We start from the raw sequence: 21,230 nt of genomic DNA on the forward strand, positions 1-21,230 counted from the left end.
GCCTTCACCCGGGGCAACTTAATCACCCTGAGGCCGGGCGGCGCCTACCCGCCCGCCCTGTGGGGCGCCGGGCCCGGGAGGGGCCCGACCGGGGGCGCCCCGCTCGTCCGAGCGGGCCGCCGCCGTACGTACAGGAGGGCCGGCCTGTCCCTCGCGGACCTACCCCTTGCTGACCGCCGCCAGGATCTCCGGCAGCCGCCTCGCCGTCCGGGGGGCCGACAGCTTCAGGCTCGCCCATACGAGGAGCGCGCCGTACAGCGTTCCGGCCGGGAGCAGGAGCCACAGCAGGGACTGCCGGTCGGACAGGTGCAGGTACACCGTCGCGCCGATGAGCGGCGCGCACAGCAGCGGGGCCGTGAGCATGCCGCCCAGGATCGAGATCCAGGCGAGCCCGGCCTGTCCGGGCGCCACGTTCTTGTAGCCGCTGTCCTGCGGGATGGAGTACGGGAAGAGCGCCGAGGCCACCGCCCCCGTCGCCAGCATCGCGCCGAGCAGCGCGAACGCCAGGCCCAGGGCCTCCGGCAGCCGCGACCAGTCACCGAGGACGGCGGTCGTGAGGACCGTGACGAGAGCCGCGTACGGCAGGGTCACGGCGAGCAGGGCCAGGGCACGCGCGCGGAGTTCGGCGTACGCGTCGGCGGTCGTCGAGATGGTCTGGGCGACCATCCAGAACGCCGAGGTGTCCTGGCCGAACTGGTTGTACATCAGCATGCCGAGCATCCCGGAGGCGAAGCAGGCCCAGTAGATCGAGCCGGTGCCCTGGAAGGCGTTGAACAGCGGCACGATCAGACCGAGGGCGAGCGAGGTCACCCACGAGGCCTTCGTCTTCGGGTCGCGCCACATGTAGCGCAGGCTCCGCTCCATGACGGCGCCCGTCCGCCCGCCCGGCAGGACCCGGGCGAGGAGCCCCGTACCGGCGGACTTCTCGCGGACGCCCGCGTCCGACGCGGCGCCGATCGTGGAGCCGTCCGGTTCGACCATCAGCCGGACGAGGCTCCGCTGCCACCAGTGCACGAGCGCCACGAGCGCGGCGGCGGTGAGCAGCAGCCGCGCCACCGCCTGCACGTGGTCGCCGGTGCTCGCCGCGTCGACCGCGCCGATCGCCGCGGAGGGCGGCAGCCAGTCGGCGACGGCCGCCACCGGTTCGAGGGCGGTCAGACCGCCGGGTCGGCTGAGGCGCTGGGCGCCGAAGTTCACCAGCTGGATGCCGACCGCGATGACGAGGCCGCTGAGCAGCGCCAGGTCCCGGCCCTTGCGGGAGGTGAGCAGCCGGATGTTGGCGGCGGCCACGGCCCGGGACAGCGCCACGCACACGGCGACGGTCAGCGGCACAGCGGCGACGGCGACGACCGTGGCGGCGGCGCCGTGCGCGACGGACAGGGCCGCGCCGAACGCCAGGAACAGGGTGAGGACGGGCCCGACACCCACGAGGGAGGCCACGAACAGGGCCCGGATCAGCGGCTGGGGCCGCAGCGGCAGCATCACGAGCCGCGACGGGTCGAGGGTCTCGTCACCGCCGGGTACGAACAGCGGCATCACCGCCCACGAGAGCGCGGTCACCGCCGTCATGAGGACCGCGATGCTCCCGGCGTCGGCGCTGCCCCGCAGGAGGGCGAAGCCCAGCACCATCCCCGCGGCGAACAGAACCCCGAAGACGATCGAGACGATGTACGCGGCGGTCCGCCCGCCCGACTGCCTCAGCCCGTTCCGCAGCAGCGACAGCTTGAGCCGTACGAAGACGGACGTGAGCGACGGTACGGGGGAGGCGGTGGCCGCGGTGGTGGTGGGGGTCGTCACGGCACTCATCGCTGCGCCCCGCCGCCCAGCCAGTCGAGGGAGTCCCCGGCCGTCTCGCGCCCGTTCGCCCCGACGAGTTCGAGGAACGCGGCCTGGAGGGAGGGCGCGTCGCCCCGTACCTCGGCGAGCGTCCCCTGTGCCCGGATCCGGCCCGCCGCCATCACGGCGACCCAGTCGCAGAGCGACTCGACCAGCTCCATGACGTGGCTGGAGAAGACGACGGTCGCGCCGGACGCGGTGTACCGCTCCAGGACCCCGCGGATGGTCTGCGCCGAGACCGGGTCGACGCCCTCGAAGGGCTCGTCGAGGAAGAGCACCTCGGGGTTGTGGAGCAGCGCCGCCGCGAGCCCGATCTTCTTCCGCATGCCGGTCGAGTAGTCCACGACCAGCTTGTTCTGCGAACCGGTCAGGTCGAGGACGTCGAGGAGCTGCGCGGCCCGCTTGTCGACCTCGGCGCCCGGAAGGCCCCGCAGCCGGCCGCTGTACGCGAGGAGTTCACGGCCCGAGAGGCGCTCGAAGAGCCGCAGGCCCTCCGGCAGGATGCCGATCCGCTCCTTGACGCGGGCGACCGACTCCGGGTCGGCCCACACGTCGTGCCCGGCGACCTGGATGCGGCCCTGGTCGGGGCGGAGCAGACCGGTGATCATCGAGAGGGTGGTGGTCTTGCCGGCGCCGTTGGGGCCGACGAGCCCGATGAAGCGTCCTGCGGGCAGGACCAGGTCGATCCCGTTCACCGCGATCTGCTGGCCGAATCGTTTCCACAGCCCCTCGACACGCACAGCGGGCGCCGCACCTTCCCCCGGTGCGGCGCCCGCCTTGTCGAACTTCCCCTCGAATGCCTGGTCAGGCATGGTCCGTCATCCCCTTGATCGTCCCCGTGTGTACGGGCCCCACCTTAAAGGCGGGGCCCGTACGGGGCCCAGGGTCACGGCGCTACGGGCCCGAGGTCACGGCGTCACGGGCCCAGGGTCACGGCGTGCGGTTCCGTGCCTCCGCCGCCTCCCGGCCGCACGCGTACGCGAGGGCGCTGATCAGCTCCTCCGCGTCGGGCAGCCAGCGGTTCGCCGGGGTGGGGCGCCGGGCCCACTGCACCGCGCCGCAGCCGCCGATCCGGGTCGGCGGGGCCGCCACGTAGTAGCCCTCGCCGCGGGTGGTGAGATCGAGGGCGGAGGGGACCCAGCCCAGCTTCCGGACGAGGTCCGGCACCTTGGTGGCGGCGCCGGGCAGCACGAAGAAGTACATCCGGCGGTCCGGGGTGCAGGTCACCGGGCCGAGCGTCAGCTCCATGCGCTCCATCCGGGCGAGCGCCAGGAAACCGGCCGACTCGGAGACCTCGATCGCGTCGAAGGTGCGGCCGGTCGGCAGCAGGATCGACGACTTCGGCTGCTTCGACCACATGCGCCGGGCCCCGACCCCGCTGCCGGTCGCCTGGGTCGACCAGTCGGGCCTGACCGCGTGGGCGCCGGGCACGGCGCACGTGTCCGCGCCGCACGAGCAGCGTTCCCTGCCCTCGACGGCCTCCAGCCAGGTTCCGGGGAACACGTCCCAGTGCCGCTCTTCCGCGTACCGCACGGCGCTGTCCAGCAGCTGCTCGCCCCGCTGCTTGGGGATCTGTGCGGCTTCCGTGACTCCGATGGTCTCTTCCACGGTGAACACAACTTCCCCCGTCACCTGGGGTTACGGGCGGGGCGCCGCCCGGTGTGAGGCATCGATCCTGCACGCGGGGCGCATCGGTGCACGGGCGGGGGCGCGCGGGGGGCCGGGGAGCGGGGATGGGTACGCACAGGTGGGGCGCCGGCGGCGAGGACGCGGCCGACGTGTCCGGTTTCGCGTGTTCACATCGGCATTGACCGGATATCCGCCGGGCAGTGATCACTTCTCTCGTCGTCACTTCTCCCGTGATCACCGCACGGCCTCAGGGGGTACTCATGGCAGCCAGACCACTCGTTCCGCGTCAGCTCAACGAACGGCTCCAGGCGCTCATCCAGGAGGCCGGCTGCTCCAACGCCGGTCTCGCCCGCAGGGTCAACATGGTCGGCGCGGAGCGCGGCCTCGACCTCCGGTACGACAAGACGTCGGTGGCGCGCTGGCTGCGCGGCCAGCAACCGCGCGGCCGGGCACCGGGAATCATCGCCGAGGCGCTCGGCCGCAAACTGGGCCGCACCGTCACGATCGACGAGGTCGGCATGGCCAACGGCCGCAACCTCGCCGCCGGGGTCGGGCTCCAGTTCGCGCCGACCGTGCCCGGGGCGATCGAGCAGGTCTGCGAGCTGTGGCGCAGCGACGTCGGCCGCCGCGACTTCCTCTCCGGCTCCACCGTCGCGGCCTCCGCCCTCGTCGAGCCCAGCAGGGACTGGCTGATCACGGTGCCCGACTCCCACGTGGCCCGGACGGCCGGGGCCCGCGTCGGCGTCGCGGACGTGGCGGCCGTACGGGAGATGACGAGCGCGCTCGTCGACCTCGACCGGCGGTTCGGCAGCGGCCACGTGCGACCGGTGGTCGTCCACTACCTCAACAGCGTGGTGTCCGGCATGCTGTCCGGCTCCTACCGCGAGGCGGTCGGCCGGCAGCTGTTCGCCGCCGTCGCCCGACTCACCGAACTCGCCGGGTACATGGCGGTGGACACCGGCGAACCGGGCCTCGCCCAGCGGTACTACATCCAGGCGCTGCGGCTCGCGCAGGCGGCCGGCGACCGGGGCTACGGCGGGTACGTGCTCGCCGCCTCGATGAGCCATCTCGCCGCGCAGCTCGGAACCCCCCGGGAGATCGCCCAGTTGGCGCGGGCCGCGCAGGAAGGGGCGCGGGGCAAGGTGCCGCCGCGGGCGGAGGCGATGTTCCTCGCGGCCGAGGCACGCGGGCACGCCCTCCTCGGGGACGTGCGCGCCTTCGAGGCGGCCGCCGGACGCGCCGTACGGGCACTGGACCGGGCCGCCCCGGAGGCGGACGACGACCCGGCGTGGATCGCCCACTTCGACCGGGCGTACCTGGCGGACGAACTGGCGCACTGCCACCGCGACCTGGGGCGGGCGGAGGCGGCGGCGCGGGCGGCGGAGGAGTCGGTCGCGGGACACCCGGTGACGCGGACGCGGCGGCGGGCGATCGGTCTCGCCCTGCTCGCCTCGGCGCAGGTCCAGCAGCGGGAGGTCGAGCAGGCCTGCCGGACGGGGACGCGGGCGCTCGAACTCCTGGGCACGCTGCGGTCGTCGCGGGGCACGGAGTACCTGGACGACCTGCGGGAGCGCCTCGAGCCGTACGCGGCGGAGCCCGTGGTGCGGGAGTTCGGGGCGCGGATGGAGCTGTACGCGGCATAGGGCTCCGATGGCGGAAGAAGGTTGTGTAACCGGGCTCACACGTGTGTGCGGAGCCCGGCGCGCACCCGGTAGCGTGGGCCGACGATTCCGTAGGTCCACCAGTAGGAGTCCCGGTGACGCAGAACGGACAGGGTCCGGAGCCGCAGTACCCGGCGGTGCCCCCCGCGCAGAACGGCCAAGGGGGAGCACAGTCGTACGGTGGCGCCTGGGGTCCCGCCGGCGCCGCGCCGGGCGGACAGCCGCTGCCGCCCGCGCAGCCGCTCCCTCCTGAGGCGCCGCCGGGCGGCCCCGCCGACATGCAGTCCACCCAGTACCTGCCGCCGGTCCCGCCGCAGGGCGCGCCGCCGCAGCCCGGCTACGGCTACCCGGGCCAGGGCGCCCCGGGCGCCGCCGACATGCAGGCGACCCAGCACATCGCCCCGGTCGCGGGCGCGATGCCGCCGGTGTCGGGCGGGATACCCCAGGCGCCGGGCGGGATGCCGCAGCCGGGGTACGGGTACCCGCCGCCGGTGTCCGCCCCGCAGCCCGGGTACGGCTACCCGGGGCCGGGCGCTCCGGCCGCCGGTGACATGCAGGCGACCCAGCACATCGCCCCGGTGCCCCCGCAGCAGCAGGGCGGTGGCTCCCACACCCAGTTCCTCGGCACGGGACCGCTCCAGGCGCAGGGCCAGCAGGGCCAACAGGTTCAGCAGGGCCAGCAGGGCCCCGGGCCCGCGGGCGCCTCGGACGCGACCCAGTACATCGCCCCCGTACCGGGGCAGGAACCCGGTGAGCGGCAGCCGCCCGCCGAGTTCGACAACCTCTTCCGTACGGAGGCCCCGAGGCCGCCGCAGCAGCCGCAGCCGCACACCCAGGCGTACCAGCAGCCGACTCCGCCTCCGTACCAGCAGCATCACCAGCCGCCGCAGCACCAGCACCAGCCGCCCGCGCCCCCGCAGCAGTACGCGTACCAGGACGCCTACTACGACGGTGGCGAGCCCGAGCCGCCGCGCCGCAAGTCGCCGGTCGCACTGATCGCCGCCGTCGTCGTCGGCTGCGCGGTCGTCGGTCTCGGCGCCGGCGCCCTCCTCAGCGGCGGCGAGGAGGAGGACCCCAAGACCGACGGGCAGAACGTGGTGGCGACCTCCTCCGCGCCCGCCCCCACCGAGACGCAGCAGCCCACGGAGAAGCCCGCCGACCCGGCGGAGCCGCAGGCGCAGGAGCTGAGCAAGCTGCTGGCGACCAGCAGCGACAGCCGTGACACGGTGATCAGCTCGGTCGAGTCCGTCAAGCAGTGCAAGAACCTGGACAAGGCCGCCGCCGACCTGCGCGGAGCCGCCGACCAGCGCCGGGGCCTGGTCACCAAGCTCCAGGCGCTCTCGGTCGACAAGATCCCGGACAACAAGGCGCTGACGGCGGCGCTCACCAAGGCCTGGCAGGCCTCGGCGGCCGCCGACGACCACTACGCGGCCTGGGCCGTCCAGATGAAGGCCAAGAAGGCGTGCAAGGGCGGCAAGGCCACCTCCACCAACCACCTCTCCGCGGCGAACACGAAGAGCGGTGAGGCGACCAAGGCCAAGCGCACGGCGGCCGGGCTGTGGAACCCGACCGCCGAGAAGTACGGACTGGAGAAGCGGCAGCCCACCCAGCTGTAGGGGGTGTCTTGCCGATCAGGCCGGATCAGGGGGCGCTGAGGACGGTCTCGCCGACGTCGACGAAGCCGGGCTTCTGTGCCACAAGGCGTCCCTGCCGGACCACCTGGAACGTCACCTCGTGGTTGACGATCCGGGGGAAGCTCGGGGCGCCGAGCAGGTCCTCGTACTTCCAGCGCAGGACGGGGGTCAGACCGCCGGTGTCGATCCGCGCGCCCCGGTCCAGGGCGTGGGCGATCCGGGTGGCCGTGACCTTGTCGGTGTCGAGGGCCTCGACGACCTCCTTGAGGACCGTGTACGCGATCCAGGTGGTCTGGACGCCCGCGTCGGCCGGGTCGACCCGGTTGTCGGCGAACGCGTGCTCCTGGATGACCTTGCGCATCGGCGTCCAGCTCTTGTCGGACGCCTCCGGGTACCAGCCGGTGACGAACGCGCCCTCGAAGGGGCTGCGGGCGCCGCCGGTGCGGTCGATCACGGGCTGGTTGACGCTGCCGAGGACGGACGAGATCCGTACGGCGTCCCGCTTCTCGTCCGAGCCGCCGTCGCCGCCGTTGTCGCTGTCACCGCCGCTTCCGTCGTTCCCCGGGAGCCGGCGGAAGGAGTCGAAGAACGTCTGCGTGCGCTCGCCGAGCACGGCGGTGACGCAGCCGTCCTCGTCGCCGGCCTTCTCGCGGGCCCGGTCGGCCTGCTCGGTGTACTCGGCCGCGTCCTCGACGGCCGGGATGTCGACGGCGTTGCGCTGACTCGACTTGCGGAGGCCGGAGTTGAGGAGTTCGGGAAGCTTGTCGCCGGCGAGGGTGTCGGGCCGGACGAGGGAGACCGTACGGCAGGACTCGGCGAGCTGCATGCCGTGGCCGGCGATGAGGGAGGCCTGTCCGCCGTTGACGGGGTAGGAGAGCGGGCTGCTGAACTCGTCCTCCGAGATGCCGTAGCCACCGATGTACGGGATGCCGGCGGCCTCGAGGGGGGCCATGAAGGCGCGGCCGTTCTGGCTGTACGAGCCGACGACCGCGACCACGTTCTCGTGGACGGCCCGGCGTGCGCAGGCGGCGGCGCCGGTGCTGGTGTTGTGTTCGTTACAGGTGAGGACGCGCAGTTCGTGGCCGTCGATGCCGCCCTGGGAGTTGACCCAGCGGGCGAAGGCCTGCGCCATGGCGGGCATTCCGGGCATATTGGTTGCCCGGGTCTGGTCGGGAGCCCACGTCATCACCGTGACGGGCTCCCTGGAGCCCCCCGTGGCCCCAGGGAGCACGCCACACCCGGTGAGCAACGAGGCTCCGGTCGCCGCGGTCGTGACATACGCGAAGAGTGAGGTCAGTCGCCTACCGGTCATGGGCATGCACATTTCCGCCTCATGGGTAACGCGGGAGTGTGCGTGGTTCAACGGTGGGTGACGTCAAGGTGAATTACGGGGGCCGCGAGGGGCGGACTCCGCTTACCGGACACGGGAACGTACGATCGAAGCGTGTCCAGTCCAGTCTCCGGTTCGGTGAACTCTTCCCGTCGCGGCCGTCGCTCCTCCACCATGGGCGGCATGCCGCTCAACGACATGCCGTGGTGGCGCTGGCGCATCAACGTGCGCTCGGCGCTTCACATGCTCTCCGACCCAGGGTTCCACGAGACGACCTGGCTCGCCGGCCTCGACGGGTACGGCGACGTCACCGACGCCGTCTACCGCCTCGTCGAGGACACCTGGCTCGACAACTGGTCCGCCGAGAAGTACGTCGGCTCGATCTTCCGTGACGCCGGCGAGGCCGCCCTCGTCGACGTCGCCGTCCTCCGGGTGCTCCGCATCATGCACCAGGTCGGACCCGACGCCGCCGTCTCCGCCTACCTCGAACACCCCGGCTGGCCCGAGGCCGTGCGGGCCGCCCGCGAGGCCCACGTCCACCTCGCCCGGGCCGACGGCGAGGACCCCGACACGCCCCCGCGCTCGCTCGACGTGCTCAGGATCATGACCCGGTCCTGACCTGATCACGACCCGGTCCCGAGACGCTCCCGGGACGCTCCCCCGGCGTTCCGTCAGACGGACAGTGGCGCACCCGGCCCGCCCGGGTGTGGCAGGCTGACAGGATGACCGACCAGTACGTCCTCACCCTCTCGTGCCCCGACAAGCAGGGCATCGTGCACGCCGTGTCGAGCTACCTCTTCATCACGGGATGCAACATCGAGGACAGTCAGCAGTTCGGAGACCGTGACACCGGTCTCTTCTTCATGCGGGTCCACTTCTCGGCCGAGGCCCCGGTCGACGTCGACAAGCTGCGGGCCAGCTTCGCCGCCGTCGGCGACGCCTACACCATGGACTGGCAGATCAACCGGGCCGACGAGCGCATGCGGGTCGTCCTCATGGTGTCGAAATTCGGCCACTGCCTGAACGACCTGCTGTTCCGGTCCCGGATCGGCGCGCTGCCCGTCGAGATCGTCGCGGTCGTCTCCAACCACACGGACTTCGAGGAACTCGTCGGCTCCTACGGGATCCCCTTCCGGCACATCCCGGTGACGAAGGACACGAAGGCGGCGGCGGAGGCGGAGCTCCTGGACCTGGTCCGCTCGGAGAACGTCGAGCTGGTCGTCCTCGCCCGCTACATGCAGGTCCTCTCCGACGACCTCTGCAAGCAGCTCTCCGGCCGGATCATCAACATCCACCACTCCTTCCTCCCCAGCTTCAAGGGCGCCAAGCCCTACCACCAGGCGCACACGCGCGGCGTGAAGCTGATCGGCGCGACGGCCCACTACGTGACGGCCGACCTCGACGAGGGCCCGATCATCGAGCAGGAGGTCGAACGGGTCGGCCACGAGGTGACCCCCGACCAGCTCGTCGCGATCGGCCGGGACGTGGAGTGCCAGGCCCTGGCCCGCGCGGTCAAGTGGCACGCGGAACGCCGCATCCTCCTGAACGGCCGCCGCACGGTCGTCTTCGCGTAGCCGCCGGGCCCGCGACGAGGGGCGGGCTACAGGCGGCTCAGGGACGCCGCTGCCGAGAGGACGTCCCTGATGGCCTCCCGGTCGCCGTCCTGGCCCGCCGCCGCCTCCTCCGGCGAGACGTGCCCCGCCATCAGCTGGCAGAACTCCACCCCGTCCATCGCCACCTGCGCCACCGCGTGGTCCGGCGATCCGACGGCGGCCGGGGAGTCCAGGGCGATGTACCAGTGGCCACCGCCCGCGCCCTCCACTTCCAGGTGGAGCGAGCGGCCCGGCGCGCCCGCCGCGACCAGGTGACGGGCCGGCGCCGCGAGGCCGCTGCGGCGCCGCCCGGCCAGGGCCGCCGGCAGCAGCCGGGCCGCCAGGTCGATCATGTCGTGGAGGTGCGGGCCGCTCGGCGGCGCGTACGGGTACGCCACCGCCTGCGCGATGTCCTCCGCGTGCACCCAGCACTCGAAGGCCCGCTCCAGGAGGGAGTCCCGCAGCGGCAGCGCGAAGTCCTTGTAGGTGACCGTCAGGTCCGCCACTCCCCGCCCCGCGAACGAGACCGTGCGGATCAGGGTGTGGCTCTGCTCCCGCCAGGGCTCCCGCAGGGACCGGTTCGCCGGCCGGTCGAGACCCGACCAGAACGCCTCCGTCCGCTCGGTGGGTGACAGCTCCGGCGTGCCCGCGCCCAGCGGGTCGTCGAGGCCGAGCGCCGTCGACACCAGGCCGTCCACGGCGAGCAGGTGACCGATGACCCCGGCGACGGTCGCCTTCCGGCGGACGACCCGGTCCTCCTCGTACCACTTGAGCCGTACCGGCGCGTGCCACTCCGACTCGCCGATGTCCCGCAGCAGCGCGTCGAGCCGCGCGGTCTCCGCGTCGTACGGGGTGACCCAGCCGGGGATCGGGATGCGTGCCGGGCGGCGGCCCAGGCAGTTCTCCAGGACCCGGGACCGCAGCAGCGGGTCGAGGTCCAGGTCGCGGTCCTCGTGCAGCAGCGCCACGGCGTCGCGCAGCCTCAGGGCCTCGTCCGCGCACGGCGCGCAGGCCGTGAGGTGGTCCTCGACGGCCTGGGTCTCCCCGGCCGAACACGCCGAAAGTGCCCAGGCCCCGAGGAGGGACTTGAGCACACCGTGACTGAGGACCGGCACCTCCGGCTCGGGTTCCACCCCGGGCGTCTCCTCCGTCTCGTCCGTTCCGTTCGTCTCGTCCCCGTACTCCTCCGGTCGATACGCCTCCGGCCCGTGCTCCTCCGGCCCGTGCTCCTCCGGTCCGCGCTCCTCCGGCTCGGGTGGCGCCGTCAGGTCCGCGTGGTCGTCCGCCGCCCGGCGCGGCCCCGGTATCCACGGGGTGCGTGCGACGCCGTCCGCGTCGTCGTCCGCCCCCGTCACCGTGCCCGTCCGTAGCCCGGCGGTCCGCCGCCCTCGGGGTGCCGGGTGTTCGCCGAGGAGAGCAGCTGGAGGCCGAGGCGGAGGCGCCGCCGCGCCTCGTCCTCGGTGACGCCGAGGTCGGCGGCGGTCTGCCGGTAGTCCCGTCGCTGGAAGTAGGCCAGTTCGAGCGCGGCCCGCAGCGGCGTCGGCATGGACGTCACGATGTAGTCGGCGCGGGCCGCGACGGAGGCCCGGCGCACCTTCTGCTCCAGCTCCTCGACGGAGCCCAGGCCCGTCTCCGCGTACGCCGTCGCCTCGGCCTGCCGCAGCCGGTGCACGGCCTGCGACTGCGTCAGCCGGGCGATCCACGCGCGCATCTTGCCCTGCTTGGGGTCGTAGGCGTCGGGGTTCTCCCAGATGTAGCCGAAGACCTCGCGGGTGATCTGGTCGGCCGCGTCGTCGTCGTCGAGGACCCGGTGGGCGAGGCTGTGCACCAGCGAGGCGAACCGGTCGTACAGCTCGCCGAGCGCGGCGGCCTCACCGCGCGCGAGACGCTGCTGCATTCTGCGGTCCCAGCGCAGTGGTGTGTCCCTCGCCATCCGCCCCTCCGCCCCTCCGGCTCCCCTCCCGGCTGCCCGGTTCTCCTCCAAAGTAATGCGCCGTGCCGACAACGCACGTCCGTTTGCCGCAAGTGCGCCCTTGACGTGGATCCGGGTGGTAAGGAAAGCGCCATCCTTCGGCCGGGGGGTTTCGCCGGGTTACGGCGGGGCAGGCGGCGTCCGTGACGACGATCGAGGTCGACGAGGACGAGTACGGCTCCTGGACGCTGTTCCGCGTGCGGGGGGAACTGGACCTGATCACCTCCCCCCGGATACGTCGCCGCGTCCACGACGTGGTCGCGGGTGGCCGTCACGATCTGGTGCTCGACCTGTCCGCCGTCCGGTTCTGCGATTCCAGCGGCGTGGGCATGCTGATCGCGGCCCGCCGGCTGCTGCGGTCCTGCGGGGGCCGGCTCCGGCTGATCCTTCCCGAGGACCGGGAGGGGCACGTCGGCCGGGTGCTCGCCGCGCTCGGCGTCCGGCGCCTCTTCGAGGTGTACGAGAACGGGGCCGCGGCCCTGTCCGGAACGGATCCACTGCCCGTGGAGGTGCCCTCGCCCACCGGTCCCGGCGACGCCGACGCGGAAGCCGACCCGGCCGGTGTCACGAGGGCGGACATCATCACGACCGGCCTCACCGTCACGGGGCCGAGACCGGCCTCATCGTGACGGGCCTCACCGCGACGGGCCGAAGCGTTCCCTGAGCTTGTACTTGAGCACCTTCCGCAGCGTCTCGTTGCGGGGGAGCGCGTCCACCACCTCCAGCTGTTCCGGCAGCTTGTGGACGGAGAGGCCCGCCTCCCGCAGGAAGGCCGTCAGCGCGGGCAGGGTCAGCGGCGCGGCCCCCGGCGGCTGTTCGACGACCGCGCAGACGCGTTCGCCGCGCTCGGCGTCCGGGAGGCCTATGACGGCGGTGTCACCGACGTCCGGGTGCTCGTGGAGCAGGTCCTCGATCTCCTTGGCGGAGATGTTCTCCCCCTTGCGGATGATGATGTCCTTCACGCGGCCCGTGAGGACGAGGTGTCCGCTCGGGGTGAGGTGTCCGACGTCCCCGGTGACGAGGAAGCCGTCCTCGTCGAAGGCGGCGGCCGTCTGGGCCGGGTCGAGATAGCCCCGGCAGACGGCCTCGCCGCGCAGCCGGACCTCGCCGGTGCCGGTGATCCGGATCTCCATGCCGGCGGGCGGGCGGCCCTCGGTGGTCGCGAGGTTCTCGGGGGTGTCGTCGGGGTCGCCCATCGTGATCATGGGGACCTCCGTCATGCCGTACCCGTGGGTGAGCTGGCAGCCCAGCTCCTTCCGTACGGCGTGGTAGATCTCCGGCGGCTTCGGCGCCCCGCCGCCCGCGAGCAGCCGCAGGGTGGGGATGACGGGTTCGCCGGGGTGTTTGCGCTGCTCGGCGAGGAACATCGCGTAGAAGGCGGTGGAGCCGCCGGCCACGGTCACCCCGTGCCTGCGGTACTCGGCCAGGGCGTCCGGGAGCGCGAACTGTTCGAACATCACCGCCGGGAATCCGTAGAGCAGCAGCATCACCGTGTAGTCGGGTCCGGCGATGTGCGCGTACGGGAAGGCCATCGAGCCGACGTCGGCCTCGGTGAGCCGGAGCGCGTGGGCGAGGCAGGAGCCGCCGGCGAGGAGCGAGCGGTCGGTGTGCAGGACGCCCTTGGGGTCGGACGTGGTGCCCGAGGTCCAGTAGATCCAGCGGACGTCGGTGCCGGAGGAGGGCGGCGGGGGCAGGACGGCCGGGTCGCCGTCGGGGAGGGAACCGGGGCCGTACGCCTCGAAGACACCACGCGCGCCGAGCCGCCGGGCCATCTCCGCGTGGTCGAATCCGCGCCATTCTCCGGGGACGGCGAAGAACTCGGCCCTGGACTCGCGCAGCGCGAAGCCGACCTCCTTGTCCCGGTAGAAGGGGATCACGGGCGTCTGTACGGCTCCGATGCGGGCGAGCGCGAAGGAGAGCACCGCGGTCTCGATGCGGGTGGGCAGCTGCCAGGCGACGACGGTACCGGGGCGCACGCCCATGGCGTACAGGCCGGCGGCGCAGCGCTCGGCGCGCTCGCGGAGGCCGCCGAAGGTGAGGACGCGGTCCTCCTGGAGGAGGACGGGCCGGTCGGGGGTGAGGGCGGTGCGGCGCTCGACGAGCTCCCAGAGCGTGCGGGACTCGCCGAGCGTGTGTGCGGTCTCTTCCATCCCGTACTCCTCTTGGCTGACGCTCCGTCAGATCGTGCGGCGAGCGTAGAGGTCCGCCGCTTGTCGGTCCAGGGGTGCGGGGCTAGCCTGGTCCCGTCAGATCTGACGGGTCATCAGAAAATGGAGAACGCTCCATGACGGAACTGCCCCGCATCATCAGCGTCGACGACCACGTGATCGAGCCGGCCCACCTCTTCGAGACCTGGCTCCCGAAGAAGTACCGCGACCGCGGCCCCCGGCCCCTCACGGCCGGCATCGGCGCGCTCGCCTACGTCGCCGGCAAGTACCAGATCACGATGGACCCCGAAGGGCCGCCCACCGACTGGTGGATCTACGAGGACCTCAAGTTCCCGTACAAGCGCAACATCGCCGCCGTCGGCTTCGACCGCGACGACATGACCCTCGAAGGGATCACCAGGGCGGAGATGCGGCGCGGCTGCTGGGACCCGAAGGCGCGCCTCGCCGACATGGACCTCAACCACGTCGAGGCCTCCCTCTGCTTCCCCACCTTCCCCCGCTTCTGCGGCCAGACCTTCGCCGAGGCCCACGACAAGGAGGTCGCCCTCGCCTGCGTCCGCGCCTACAACGACTGGATGGTCGAGGAGTGGTGCGGCGACAGCGGCGGACGGCTGATCCCGCTCTGCATCATCCCCCTGTGGGACATCGGCCTCGCCGTGGCCGAGATCCGGCGGAACGCCGCCCGGGGCGTCAGGGCCGTCACCTTCTCCGAGATCCCCACCCACCTCGGGCTCCCCTCCATCCACTCCGGCTACTGGGACCCCTTCTTCGCCGTCTGCCAGGAGACCGGAACGGTGGTGAACATGCACATCGGCTCCAGCAGCCAGATGCCGGCCGCCTCCCCCGACGCCCCGCCCGCCGTCCAGGCCTCCCTCAGCTTCAACAACGCCATGGCCTCGATGATGGACTTCCTCTTCTCCGGCGTCCTCGTCAAGTTCCCGACGCTCAAGCTCGCCTACAGCGAGGGCCAGATGGGCTGGATCCCGTACGCCCTCGAGCGCGCCGACGACGTCTGGGAGGAACACCGGGCCTGGGGCGGCGTCCGCGACCTGATCCCCGAACCCCCCTCCACGTACTACTACCGACAGATCTTCTGCTGCTTCTTCCGCGACAAGCACGGCATCGCCTCGCTCGACGTGGTGGGGAGGGACAACGCCACCTTCGAGACCGACTACCCGCACGTCGACTCGACCTTCCCGCACACCAAGGAGGTCGCCCTCGACCACGTCCAGGGCCTCGACGACGAGACGGTCTACAAGCTCATGCGCGGCAACGCCATCCGCATGCTGGGCCTCGACCTCGACCGGCGCCTCGTCTGATGGACCTGTCCTGCACCGACGAGGAGGAGGAGTACCGCGCGAGGTTGCGGGAATGGCTCGCCGCGACCCTGCCCGGCCTCCCCGCCCGGCCCGACCCGCTCGACTGGCCCGCCCGCCGCGCGTACGACTGCGGCTGGCAGCGCCGCCTGTACGACGCCGGATACGCCGACACCCACTGGGACGCCTCCCCGACGCAACGGCTCATCTTCCTGGAGGAGACCGAACGCGCCGGCGCGCCCTACGTCGGCGCCAACTTCGTCGGACTCCTCCACGCGGGCCCCACCGTCGCCGCCGAAGGCACGGCGGAACAGCGCGCGCGCTGGCTGCCGCCGATCCTGCGCGGCGACGAGGTCTGGTGCCAGGGCTTCAGCGAACCCGACGCCGGCTCCGACCTGGCCTCGCTCAGGACCCGCGCGGTACGGGACGGCGACGCGTACGTCGTCAGCGGCCAGAAGATCTGGACCTCGCACGCCGAGGTCGCCGACTGGTGCGAACTCCTCGTACGGACCGACCCGGCGGCCCCCCGGCACCGGGGCATCAGCTGGCTCGCCATGCCGATGGACGCCCCCGGCGTCACCGTACGGCCGCTGCGCACCCTCGCGGGCTCGACGGAGTTCGCCGAACTCTTCCTCGACGAGGTGCGCGTACCCGTCGGGAACCGGGTCGGCGAGGAGAACGACGGCTGGCGGGTCACCATGGTCACCCTCTCCTTCGAACGCGGCACCGCCTTCGTCGGCGAGGTCGTCGCCTGCCGCCGCCTCCTCGGCGGACTCGCCCGTACCGCCCGCGCGAACGGCACCTGGGACGACCCCGTCCTGCGGCGGCGCCTCGGCAGGCTCTCCGCCGAGTTCCAGGCCCTCTGGCGGATCGTCCAGGCCAACGTCAGCGAGGCCCAGGCCACCGGCGGGGTCCCCGGCGCCGGCGGCTCCGTCTTCAAACTGCACTACTCGCACGCGCGTCAGGAGCTGTACGAGGCCGCCGCCGCCGTCCTCGGCCCCGACGCGCTCGACCTGGACCGCGACTGGACCCTCGACCGGCTCTCCTCGCTCTCGTACACGATCGCCGCCGGCACCTCCCAGATCCAGCGCGACATCGTCGCCGAGCGCATCCTCGGCCTCCCGAAGGGCCGGTGACCCCCGCCATGGACTTCCGACTCACCGAGGACCAGCGGGCCCTGCGCCGGGGCGTACGGGAACTGCTCGCGCGCCGCTTCGACCGGGACGCGCTGCGGGCCGCCGTCGCGTCCGGCCGGCTCGACCGGGACCTGTGGCGGGAGCTCGGCGCGGCCGGGTTCTTCGCGCTGCGGCTGCCCGAGAAGGAGGGCGGGGTGGGGCTCGGACTCCCGGAGGCGGCGCTCGTGTTCGAGGAGGCGGGGCGGGCGCTGCTGCCGGGACCGCTGGTGGCGACGCACCTGGCGGCGGGGTCCGTGCCGGGCGCGGCGGAGGGGGACGTGGTGGTGACCTCGGTGGACGAGGGGCTCGTCCCCTGGCTGGACGAGGCGGACGTGGTGCTGGGGGATGTGGAGGGAGCCGTACCGATGAGGTCGGTGGATCCGCTGACCCCGCTGCACCGGGTGCGGGGCCAGGGGGGCGCACCACTGCCGGCGGCCGTTCTGCTCACCGCCGCCGAGCAGGTGGGGAGCGCGGCGGCGACCACCGACGCGGCCGTCTCGTACGCGCGCGTGCGTGAGCAGTTCGGGCAGGCGATCGGGGGGTTCCAGGCCGTCAAGCACCTCTGCGCCGGGATGCTCGTCCGCACCGAACTCGCCCGCGCCGCCGTCCGCGCCGCCTCCCTCACCGCCGACCCCGTCGAGATCGCCGGGGCCAAACTGCTCGCCGACGAGGCCGCCACCGGCAACGCCCGCGACTGCCTCCAGGTGCACGGCGGCATGGGCTTCACCTGGGAGGCGGACGTCCACCTTCACCTCAAACGGGCCTGGGTGCGGGCGGAACTGCGGCTGCCCGCCGCGCGGGCCGAGGAGGCGGTGGCGGCCGCCCTGTGACCCGGTGGCACTGCGCGTCCACCGGGTCACGGAACGTCGATATCGGGTTGTGTCCTTCGGCGGGGTCGTCACGGCCCGGAGTCGGCCTCCGGCTCCGGTACGCTCCGTGGGATGCGAGTGCACGTTGCCCCGGATCGTCCCGGTGTCGCCCCCGAGGTGGCTCCGGCTCCGGGAATGCGCGCCGCTCGCGCCCCCAGGAGGCGCCCTGCGCGCTCCTGTTCGACTCCCCGCAGCGTGCGTCGCACAGTATGGACTACGCGTACTCCTTCGCGCTGGAATATGCCCGAAGCGCTTGTTGCGGTGACTGTACGTCAACCATGCTGTCTCGCAAGGAAATCACGTTCTGTCAGGGCGTCGATGGCTGTGAGGCGCGAGGCGATGTGTCCGCCGGTTCGGATGGTGTGAGCGGTGCAGGTGCTTCAGGTTCAGTTGGAGGTCGGGCCCGACCCGGCGGAGGTGGGGCGAGCCCGGAGGTGGGCCCGGTCGCGGATCGCCGGCTCGGGCATAGGGGACGACGAGTCGCTGGCCGAGACGCTGGTGCTGCTCATCTCCGAGCTCGTGACCAATGCCGTGGTGCACACCGGCTGCCCGGCCGTGCTGCGGATGCTGTTCGTGGCGGAGGGCGGGGTGCGGGTCGAGGTCGCCGACGCGAGCGACCGCCCGCCGCGGCCCCGGCACGCGGAGGGCGACGACACCAACGGGCGGGGCCTGGAGCTGGTGGACGGCCTCGCGGACCGGTGGGGCTGGCAGCCCGAGGGCGCGGGCAAGAGCATCTGGTGCGAGCTCGACCGGGCTCCGGCCGGTCCGGGACCGGTTTCGGAGGCCCCCGTGTCGCCCGGCCGGGTGCACTGTTGACGGTTCGTTCCGTTCTGTCCACCCTGGTGTGAGCGATGCGCGGCGAGGGGAGCCGAGGGCCGTGGGCCCTCGGCGTGCGGGTCGCGGCCGGGTGGCGGCGGTGGTGCCGCCGCCCATCGGCACCGGGTGCGGGGGTGAACAACGGTCACAGGATCGCGACCGGTGCCACCGGTGTGCCCGTGCCGCCGACGAAGGGCTCCGGCATCGCGGAGAGCAGGAACGCGTACCGCCCCTCTTGTGCACAGGCTGTGGACAGAGTTTCCAGATTCCAGTTCTGCCCCTGGAGCATCCCCATCTCGACCAGGTGGAGCGCGTGCACGGGCAGCCACAGGTCCTCGATCTCCGGCGGGAAGATCTCGAAGGTGAGGGTGTCGTTGGCGACGGCCGCGACGTCCCGGTCGTGGAACCACTCCGGCGTACGGACCGAGAGCCCCGGTGACGGGAAGGCGTACCCGTGCCGGTCCCCGGCCAGGTACGACCGCATCTGACCCGTCCGTACGAGCACGATGTCGCCGGACCCGACCGTCACCTCCCCGAAGTCCGCCGCCTCGTCCAGGTCCTCGGGGGTGACGGCGTGGTCGCCCGGCAACCGGTCCAGGCCCTTCGCGCCGGCGACGTCGAGCAGCACCCCACGGCCCACCAGGTGCCGGGCGGTGTGGATGCCGCTGAACTCGGAGCGGCCGTGCGGGGTGATGGAGGCGGCGGGCCGGCCGTTGTAGATGCGGCCCGAGTGGGAGACGTGGGTCAGGGCGTCCCAGTGGGTGCCGGCCTGGAGTCCCAGGGTCACGGCGTCGTCGCTGGTGGCGACCGTGCCGGGGCCGAAGAGCTCCTGGTTGACCTGGACCATGACGTGGAGCGGATTGACCCGGCCGGGGATCATGCCGGTCTGTACGCCGTCCTGTCTGAGGTCGACGGCGAGCGGGACGCGGTGGCCGGTGCGGACGGTGGCGACGGCGTTCCGCACGACCTCGTCCGTGACGAGGTTGAGGGTGCCGATCTCGTCGTCCTGGCCCCAGCGGCCCCAGTTGTTGACGCGCTTGGCGATCTCGTGGAATGCGGCGGGGAGAGACATCGGGGCCTCCGGGGTCTTGTTCTCCGGTATCTGACGGGCCGTAGAATCCTGACGACGAACGAATCTAACGGACCGTCAGAAAGTGACGGAAGGGGCCGGGCGTGGGGAACTTCTTGGCTGGCAAGGTCGTCGCCGTCACGGGCGCGGGACGGGGCATCGGCCGCGCCGTCGCCCTCGCGTGCGCGGCGGAAGGCGCGAAGGTCGTCGTCAACGACTACGGCGTGTCGATCGAGGGCGGCGAACCGACCTCCGAGATCGCCCTCTCCGTCGTGAAGGAGATCGAGGCGGCGGGCGGCACGGCCGTCGCCGTCGCCGACGACATATCGACGATGGCGGGCGGACAGCGGGTCGTCGACACCGCGCTCACGGAGTACGGGCGGATCGACGGGGTCGTGTGCGTGGCGGGCATCCTGCGCGAACGGATGCTCTTCAACATGTCGGAGGAGGAGTGGGACCCGGTCGTCGCCACCCACCTGAAGGGCACCTTCACCGTCTTCCGGGCGGCCTCGGCGGTCATGCGCAAGCAGGGCGCCGGCACCCTGATCGGCTTCACCAGCGGCAACCACCAGGGGTCCGTGGCCCAGGCCAACTACTCCGCCGCGAAGGGCGGGATCATCTCGCTCGTACGGTCGGCGGCGCTCGGCCTCCACAAGTACGGGGTCACGGCGAACGCGGTGGCGCCGGTGGCACGCACCCGCATGTCCGCGAACGTGCCCATGGAGCTCAAGGAGATCGGCGAACCCGAGGACGTGGCCGCGCTCGTCGTCTACCTGCTCTCCGAGAGGGCGAGGGAGGAGCGGATCACCGGCCAGGTCTACACGATCGCGGGTCCCAAGATCGCGGTCTGGGCGCAGCCGAGGGAACTGCGGGCGGGATACGCGGAGGGCGGCGCGTGGACCCCGGAACGGATCGCGGACTTCCTGCCGGGGACGGTGGGGGTGGACCCGATGCCGATGCTGGCGCGGCTCGAGGAGATGGCGAGGGCGGCGGCGGAGGGCTCGCGCCCCAACGCGGTCGCGCCGACGGGCAGTAAGGAGAACGGCTCATGAGGGGAGTGGTGTTCGACGGGAAGCAGGTCCAGGTCGTCGACGACCTGGAGGTACGGGACCCGGGACCCGGCGAGGTGCTCGTCGGGATCGCCGCCGCCGGCCTCTGCCACAGCGATCTGTCCGTCATCGACGGAACGATCCCGTTCCCGCCGCCCGTCGTCCTCGGGCACGAGGGGGCGGGGGTCGTCGAGGCCGTGGGTCCCGGCGTCACGCACGTCGTCCCGGGCGACCACGTCGCCCTCTCCACGCTCGCCAACTGCGGGGCCTGCGCGGACTGCGACCGGGGGCGGCCCACCATGTGCCGGAAGGCCATCGGGATGCCGGGGCAGCCGTTCTCACGGGGCGGGCGGCCGCTCTACCAGTTCGCGTCGAACTCGTCGTTCGCCGAACGGACCGTCGTCAAGGCGGTCCAGGCGGTGAAGATCCCCCAGGACATCCCGCTGACCTCGGCCGCCCTGATGGGCTGCGGTGTCCTCACCGGCGTCGGAGCCGTACTCAACCGGGCGAAGGTCGGCCGGGGAGAGACGGTCGTCGTCATCGGCACCGGCGGGATCGGGCTCAACGTCCTCCAGGGCGCGAGGATCGCGGGCGCGCCGACGATCGTCGCCGTGGACACGAACCCGGCGAAGGAGGCGGTGGCCCGGCAGTTCGGAGCGAGCCACTTCCTGACCTCCACCGACGGGATACGGGACATCCTGCGCACCGGCGCCGACCACGTCTTCGAGTGCGTCGGCCACACCGGACTCGTCCGCACCGCCATCGACCTCCTCGACCGGCACGGCCAGGCGATCCTGCTCGGCATGACAGCCCCGAAGGCGGAGGCGAGCTTCCTGCCCGCGGCGATGTTCCTGGACAAGTCGATCCTGGGCTGCCGCTACGGCTCCTCCCGCCCCCAGCACGACATCCCCCTCTACGCCGAGCTTTACCGCTCGGGCCGCCTCCTCCTCGACGAACTCGTCACCGCCACCTACCCGGTGGAGGAGTTCGCGCGGGCGGTGGAGGACGCCGAGCAGGGGAAGGTGGCGCGCGGGGTGCTCACTTTCTGAGCCGTACGAGGCGGTGGGGAGCCCCTGCGGAAACTCCTGAGGGACAGGACCACCGACAGGTTACG

At 72.5% G+C, this 21,230-nt stretch carries 18 protein-coding genes and 1 pseudogene; 11 read left to right on the forward strand and 8 right to left on the reverse strand.

All coding sequences use genetic code 11. From position 1 onward, the window contains the following. Nucleotides 1-159 precede the first annotated feature (159 nt). From ACFWUY_RS24670 to ACFWUY_RS24680, 3 genes are all read right to left on the reverse strand, one after another. On the reverse strand, nucleotides 160-1,806 hold the full coding sequence (locus ACFWUY_RS24670) for a transporter (protein ID WP_384112964.1): 1,647 nt from the start codon (nucleotides 1,804-1,806) through the stop codon (nucleotides 160-162). Further along, nucleotides 1,803-2,648 (reverse strand): ABC transporter ATP-binding protein, encoded by an 846-nt coding sequence (locus tag ACFWUY_RS24675; protein ID WP_384112967.1) that lies wholly within the window; start codon nucleotides 2,646-2,648, stop codon nucleotides 1,803-1,805. The genes ACFWUY_RS24670 and ACFWUY_RS24675 overlap by 4 nt, the downstream gene beginning before the upstream one ends. A 118-nt stretch (nucleotides 2,649-2,766) precedes the next feature. Then, nucleotides 2,767-3,453 (reverse strand): bifunctional DNA primase/polymerase, encoded by a 687-nt coding sequence (locus ACFWUY_RS24680; protein WP_384112971.1) that lies wholly within the window; start codon nucleotides 3,451-3,453, stop codon nucleotides 2,767-2,769. A 272-nt stretch (nucleotides 3,454-3,725) separates the two neighbouring features. On the opposite strand from ACFWUY_RS24680, the gene ACFWUY_RS24685 reads away from it, so the two are divergent. Together ACFWUY_RS24685 and ACFWUY_RS24690 are read left to right on the forward strand one after the other, a co-directional pair. Then, entirely contained in the window at nucleotides 3,726-5,108 is a 1,383-nt protein-coding gene (locus ACFWUY_RS24685; RefSeq protein WP_384112975.1) for a transcriptional regulator, read from the forward strand. A 113-nt stretch (nucleotides 5,109-5,221) separates the two neighbouring features. Next, a complete protein-coding gene (locus ACFWUY_RS24690) occupies nucleotides 5,222-6,742 on the forward strand; it encodes a hypothetical protein (protein WP_384112978.1) in 1,521 nt (506 codons plus the stop codon). Between the two features lie 25 nt (nucleotides 6,743-6,767). On the opposite strand, the gene ACFWUY_RS24695 is transcribed toward ACFWUY_RS24690, so the two are convergent. Then, a complete protein-coding gene (locus tag ACFWUY_RS24695; protein ID WP_384112981.1) occupies nucleotides 6,768-8,072 on the reverse strand; it encodes an ABC transporter substrate-binding protein in 1,305 nt (434 codons plus the stop codon). A gap of 192 nt (nucleotides 8,073-8,264) precedes the next feature. Between ACFWUY_RS24695 and ACFWUY_RS24700 the strand changes: the two genes are divergently transcribed. Together ACFWUY_RS24700 and purU are read left to right on the forward strand one after the other, a co-directional pair. Further along, nucleotides 8,265-8,708, forward strand: coding sequence for a hypothetical protein (locus ACFWUY_RS24700; RefSeq protein ID WP_384113245.1), 444 nt, complete (start codon nucleotides 8,265-8,267; stop codon nucleotides 8,706-8,708). Between the two features lie 104 nt (nucleotides 8,709-8,812). Further along, on the forward strand, nucleotides 8,813-9,664 hold the full coding sequence (gene purU, locus ACFWUY_RS24705; protein ID WP_384112984.1) for a formyltetrahydrofolate deformylase: 852 nt from the start codon (nucleotides 8,813-8,815) through the stop codon (nucleotides 9,662-9,664). Between the two features lie 26 nt (nucleotides 9,665-9,690). On the opposite strand, the gene ACFWUY_RS24710 is transcribed toward purU, so the two are convergent. Further along, complete coding sequence (locus tag ACFWUY_RS24710) at nucleotides 9,691-11,037, reverse strand: maleylpyruvate isomerase N-terminal domain-containing protein (protein WP_384112987.1); 1,347 nt, start codon at nucleotides 11,035-11,037, stop codon at nucleotides 9,691-9,693. Continuing rightward, entirely contained in the window at nucleotides 11,034-11,615 is a 582-nt protein-coding gene (locus ACFWUY_RS24715) for a sigma-70 family RNA polymerase sigma factor (RefSeq protein ID WP_384112990.1), read from the reverse strand. The genes ACFWUY_RS24710 and ACFWUY_RS24715 overlap by 4 nt, the downstream gene beginning before the upstream one ends. 182 nt (nucleotides 11,616-11,797) lie before the next feature. Here ACFWUY_RS24715 and ACFWUY_RS24720 point away from each other — a divergent pair. Continuing rightward, a pseudogene (locus ACFWUY_RS24720) lies at nucleotides 11,798-12,145 on the forward strand (STAS domain-containing protein); the annotation flags it as partial. Between the two features lie 144 nt (nucleotides 12,146-12,289). Here the strand turns inward: ACFWUY_RS24720 and ACFWUY_RS24725 are convergent. Continuing rightward, nucleotides 12,290-13,804 carry a class I adenylate-forming enzyme family protein gene (locus ACFWUY_RS24725; RefSeq protein ID WP_384112993.1) on the reverse strand — a complete coding sequence of 505 codons (1,515 nt, stop codon included), beginning with the start codon at nucleotides 13,802-13,804 and terminating at the stop codon, nucleotides 12,290-12,292. A gap of 134 nt (nucleotides 13,805-13,938) precedes the next feature. Here ACFWUY_RS24725 and ACFWUY_RS24730 point away from each other — a divergent pair, with 134 nt between their 5' ends. The 4 genes from ACFWUY_RS24730 to ACFWUY_RS24745 all read left to right on the forward strand — a co-directional run bounded on the left by ACFWUY_RS24730 (nucleotide 13,939) and on the right by ACFWUY_RS24745 (nucleotide 17,998). After that, nucleotides 13,939-15,141, forward strand: coding sequence for an amidohydrolase family protein (locus tag ACFWUY_RS24730; protein ID WP_384112996.1), 1,203 nt, complete (start codon nucleotides 13,939-13,941; stop codon nucleotides 15,139-15,141). Then, nucleotides 15,141-16,274, forward strand: coding sequence for an acyl-CoA dehydrogenase family protein (locus ACFWUY_RS24735; RefSeq protein WP_384112999.1), 1,134 nt, complete (start codon nucleotides 15,141-15,143; stop codon nucleotides 16,272-16,274). Before ACFWUY_RS24730 ends, ACFWUY_RS24735 begins: the two co-directional genes overlap by 1 nt. Before the next feature lie 8 nt (nucleotides 16,275-16,282). Beyond that, nucleotides 16,283-17,143: an acyl-CoA dehydrogenase family protein gene (locus ACFWUY_RS24740; RefSeq protein ID WP_384113002.1), complete on the forward strand. Its 861-nt coding sequence runs from the start codon at nucleotides 16,283-16,285 to the stop codon at nucleotides 17,141-17,143. A gap of 408 nt (nucleotides 17,144-17,551) precedes the next feature. Then, complete coding sequence (locus ACFWUY_RS24745; protein WP_384113007.1) at nucleotides 17,552-17,998, forward strand: ATP-binding protein; 447 nt, start codon at nucleotides 17,552-17,554, stop codon at nucleotides 17,996-17,998. A 145-nt stretch (nucleotides 17,999-18,143) separates the two neighbouring features. Here the strand turns inward: ACFWUY_RS24745 and ACFWUY_RS24750 are convergent, their stop codons facing one another. Next, nucleotides 18,144-19,070 (reverse strand): cyclase family protein, encoded by a 927-nt coding sequence (locus ACFWUY_RS24750; RefSeq protein ID WP_384113011.1) that lies wholly within the window; start codon nucleotides 19,068-19,070, stop codon nucleotides 18,144-18,146. A gap of 101 nt (nucleotides 19,071-19,171) precedes the next feature. On the opposite strand from ACFWUY_RS24750, the gene ACFWUY_RS24755 reads away from it, so the two are divergent. Together ACFWUY_RS24755 and ACFWUY_RS24760 are read left to right on the forward strand one after the other, a co-directional pair. Continuing rightward, nucleotides 19,172-20,119 carry an SDR family oxidoreductase gene (locus tag ACFWUY_RS24755; protein WP_384113019.1) on the forward strand — a complete coding sequence of 316 codons (948 nt, stop codon included), beginning with the start codon at nucleotides 19,172-19,174 and terminating at the stop codon, nucleotides 20,117-20,119. Then, nucleotides 20,116-21,165: a Zn-dependent alcohol dehydrogenase gene (locus tag ACFWUY_RS24760; protein WP_384113025.1), complete on the forward strand. Its 1,050-nt coding sequence runs from the start codon at nucleotides 20,116-20,118 to the stop codon at nucleotides 21,163-21,165. The genes ACFWUY_RS24755 and ACFWUY_RS24760 overlap by 4 nt, the downstream gene beginning before the upstream one ends. Nucleotides 21,166-21,230: the final 65 nt, after the last annotated feature.

This window comes from Streptomyces sp. NPDC058664 (genome assembly GCF_042716635.1).
GTDB lineage: Bacteria > Actinomycetota > Actinomycetes > Streptomycetales > Streptomycetaceae > Streptomyces.

Coding starts and splice junctions, on each gene's coding strand:
- ACFWUY_RS24735 (WP_384112999.1), top strand. CDS start 15,141: ATGGACCTGTCCTGCACCGACGAGGAGGAGGAGTACCGCGCGAGGTTG.
- ACFWUY_RS24700 (WP_384113245.1), top strand. CDS start 8,265: ATGGGCGGCATGCCGCTCAACGACATGCCGTGGTGGCGCTGGCGCATC.
- ACFWUY_RS24760 (WP_384113025.1), top strand. CDS start 20,116: ATGAGGGGAGTGGTGTTCGACGGGAAGCAGGTCCAGGTCGTCGACGAC.
- ACFWUY_RS24685 (WP_384112975.1), top strand. CDS start 3,726: ATGGCAGCCAGACCACTCGTTCCGCGTCAGCTCAACGAACGGCTCCAG.
- ACFWUY_RS24695 (WP_384112981.1), bottom strand. CDS start 8,072: ATGACCGGTAGGCGACTGACCTCACTCTTCGCGTATGTCACGACCGCG.
- ACFWUY_RS24750 (WP_384113011.1), bottom strand. CDS start 19,070: ATGTCTCTCCCCGCCGCATTCCACGAGATCGCCAAGCGCGTCAACAAC.
- ACFWUY_RS24725 (WP_384112993.1), bottom strand. CDS start 13,804: ATGGAAGAGACCGCACACACGCTCGGCGAGTCCCGCACGCTCTGGGAG.
- ACFWUY_RS24715 (WP_384112990.1), bottom strand. CDS start 11,615: ATGGCGAGGGACACACCACTGCGCTGGGACCGCAGAATGCAGCAGCGT.
- ACFWUY_RS24675 (WP_384112967.1), bottom strand. CDS start 2,648: ATGCCTGACCAGGCATTCGAGGGGAAGTTCGACAAGGCGGGCGCCGCA.
- purU (WP_384112984.1), top strand. CDS start 8,813: ATGACCGACCAGTACGTCCTCACCCTCTCGTGCCCCGACAAGCAGGGC.
- ACFWUY_RS24740 (WP_384113002.1), top strand. CDS start 16,283: ATGGACTTCCGACTCACCGAGGACCAGCGGGCCCTGCGCCGGGGCGTA.
- ACFWUY_RS24730 (WP_384112996.1), top strand. CDS start 13,939: ATGACGGAACTGCCCCGCATCATCAGCGTCGACGACCACGTGATCGAG.
- ACFWUY_RS24670 (WP_384112964.1), bottom strand. CDS start 1,806: ATGAGTGCCGTGACGACCCCCACCACCACCGCGGCCACCGCCTCCCCC.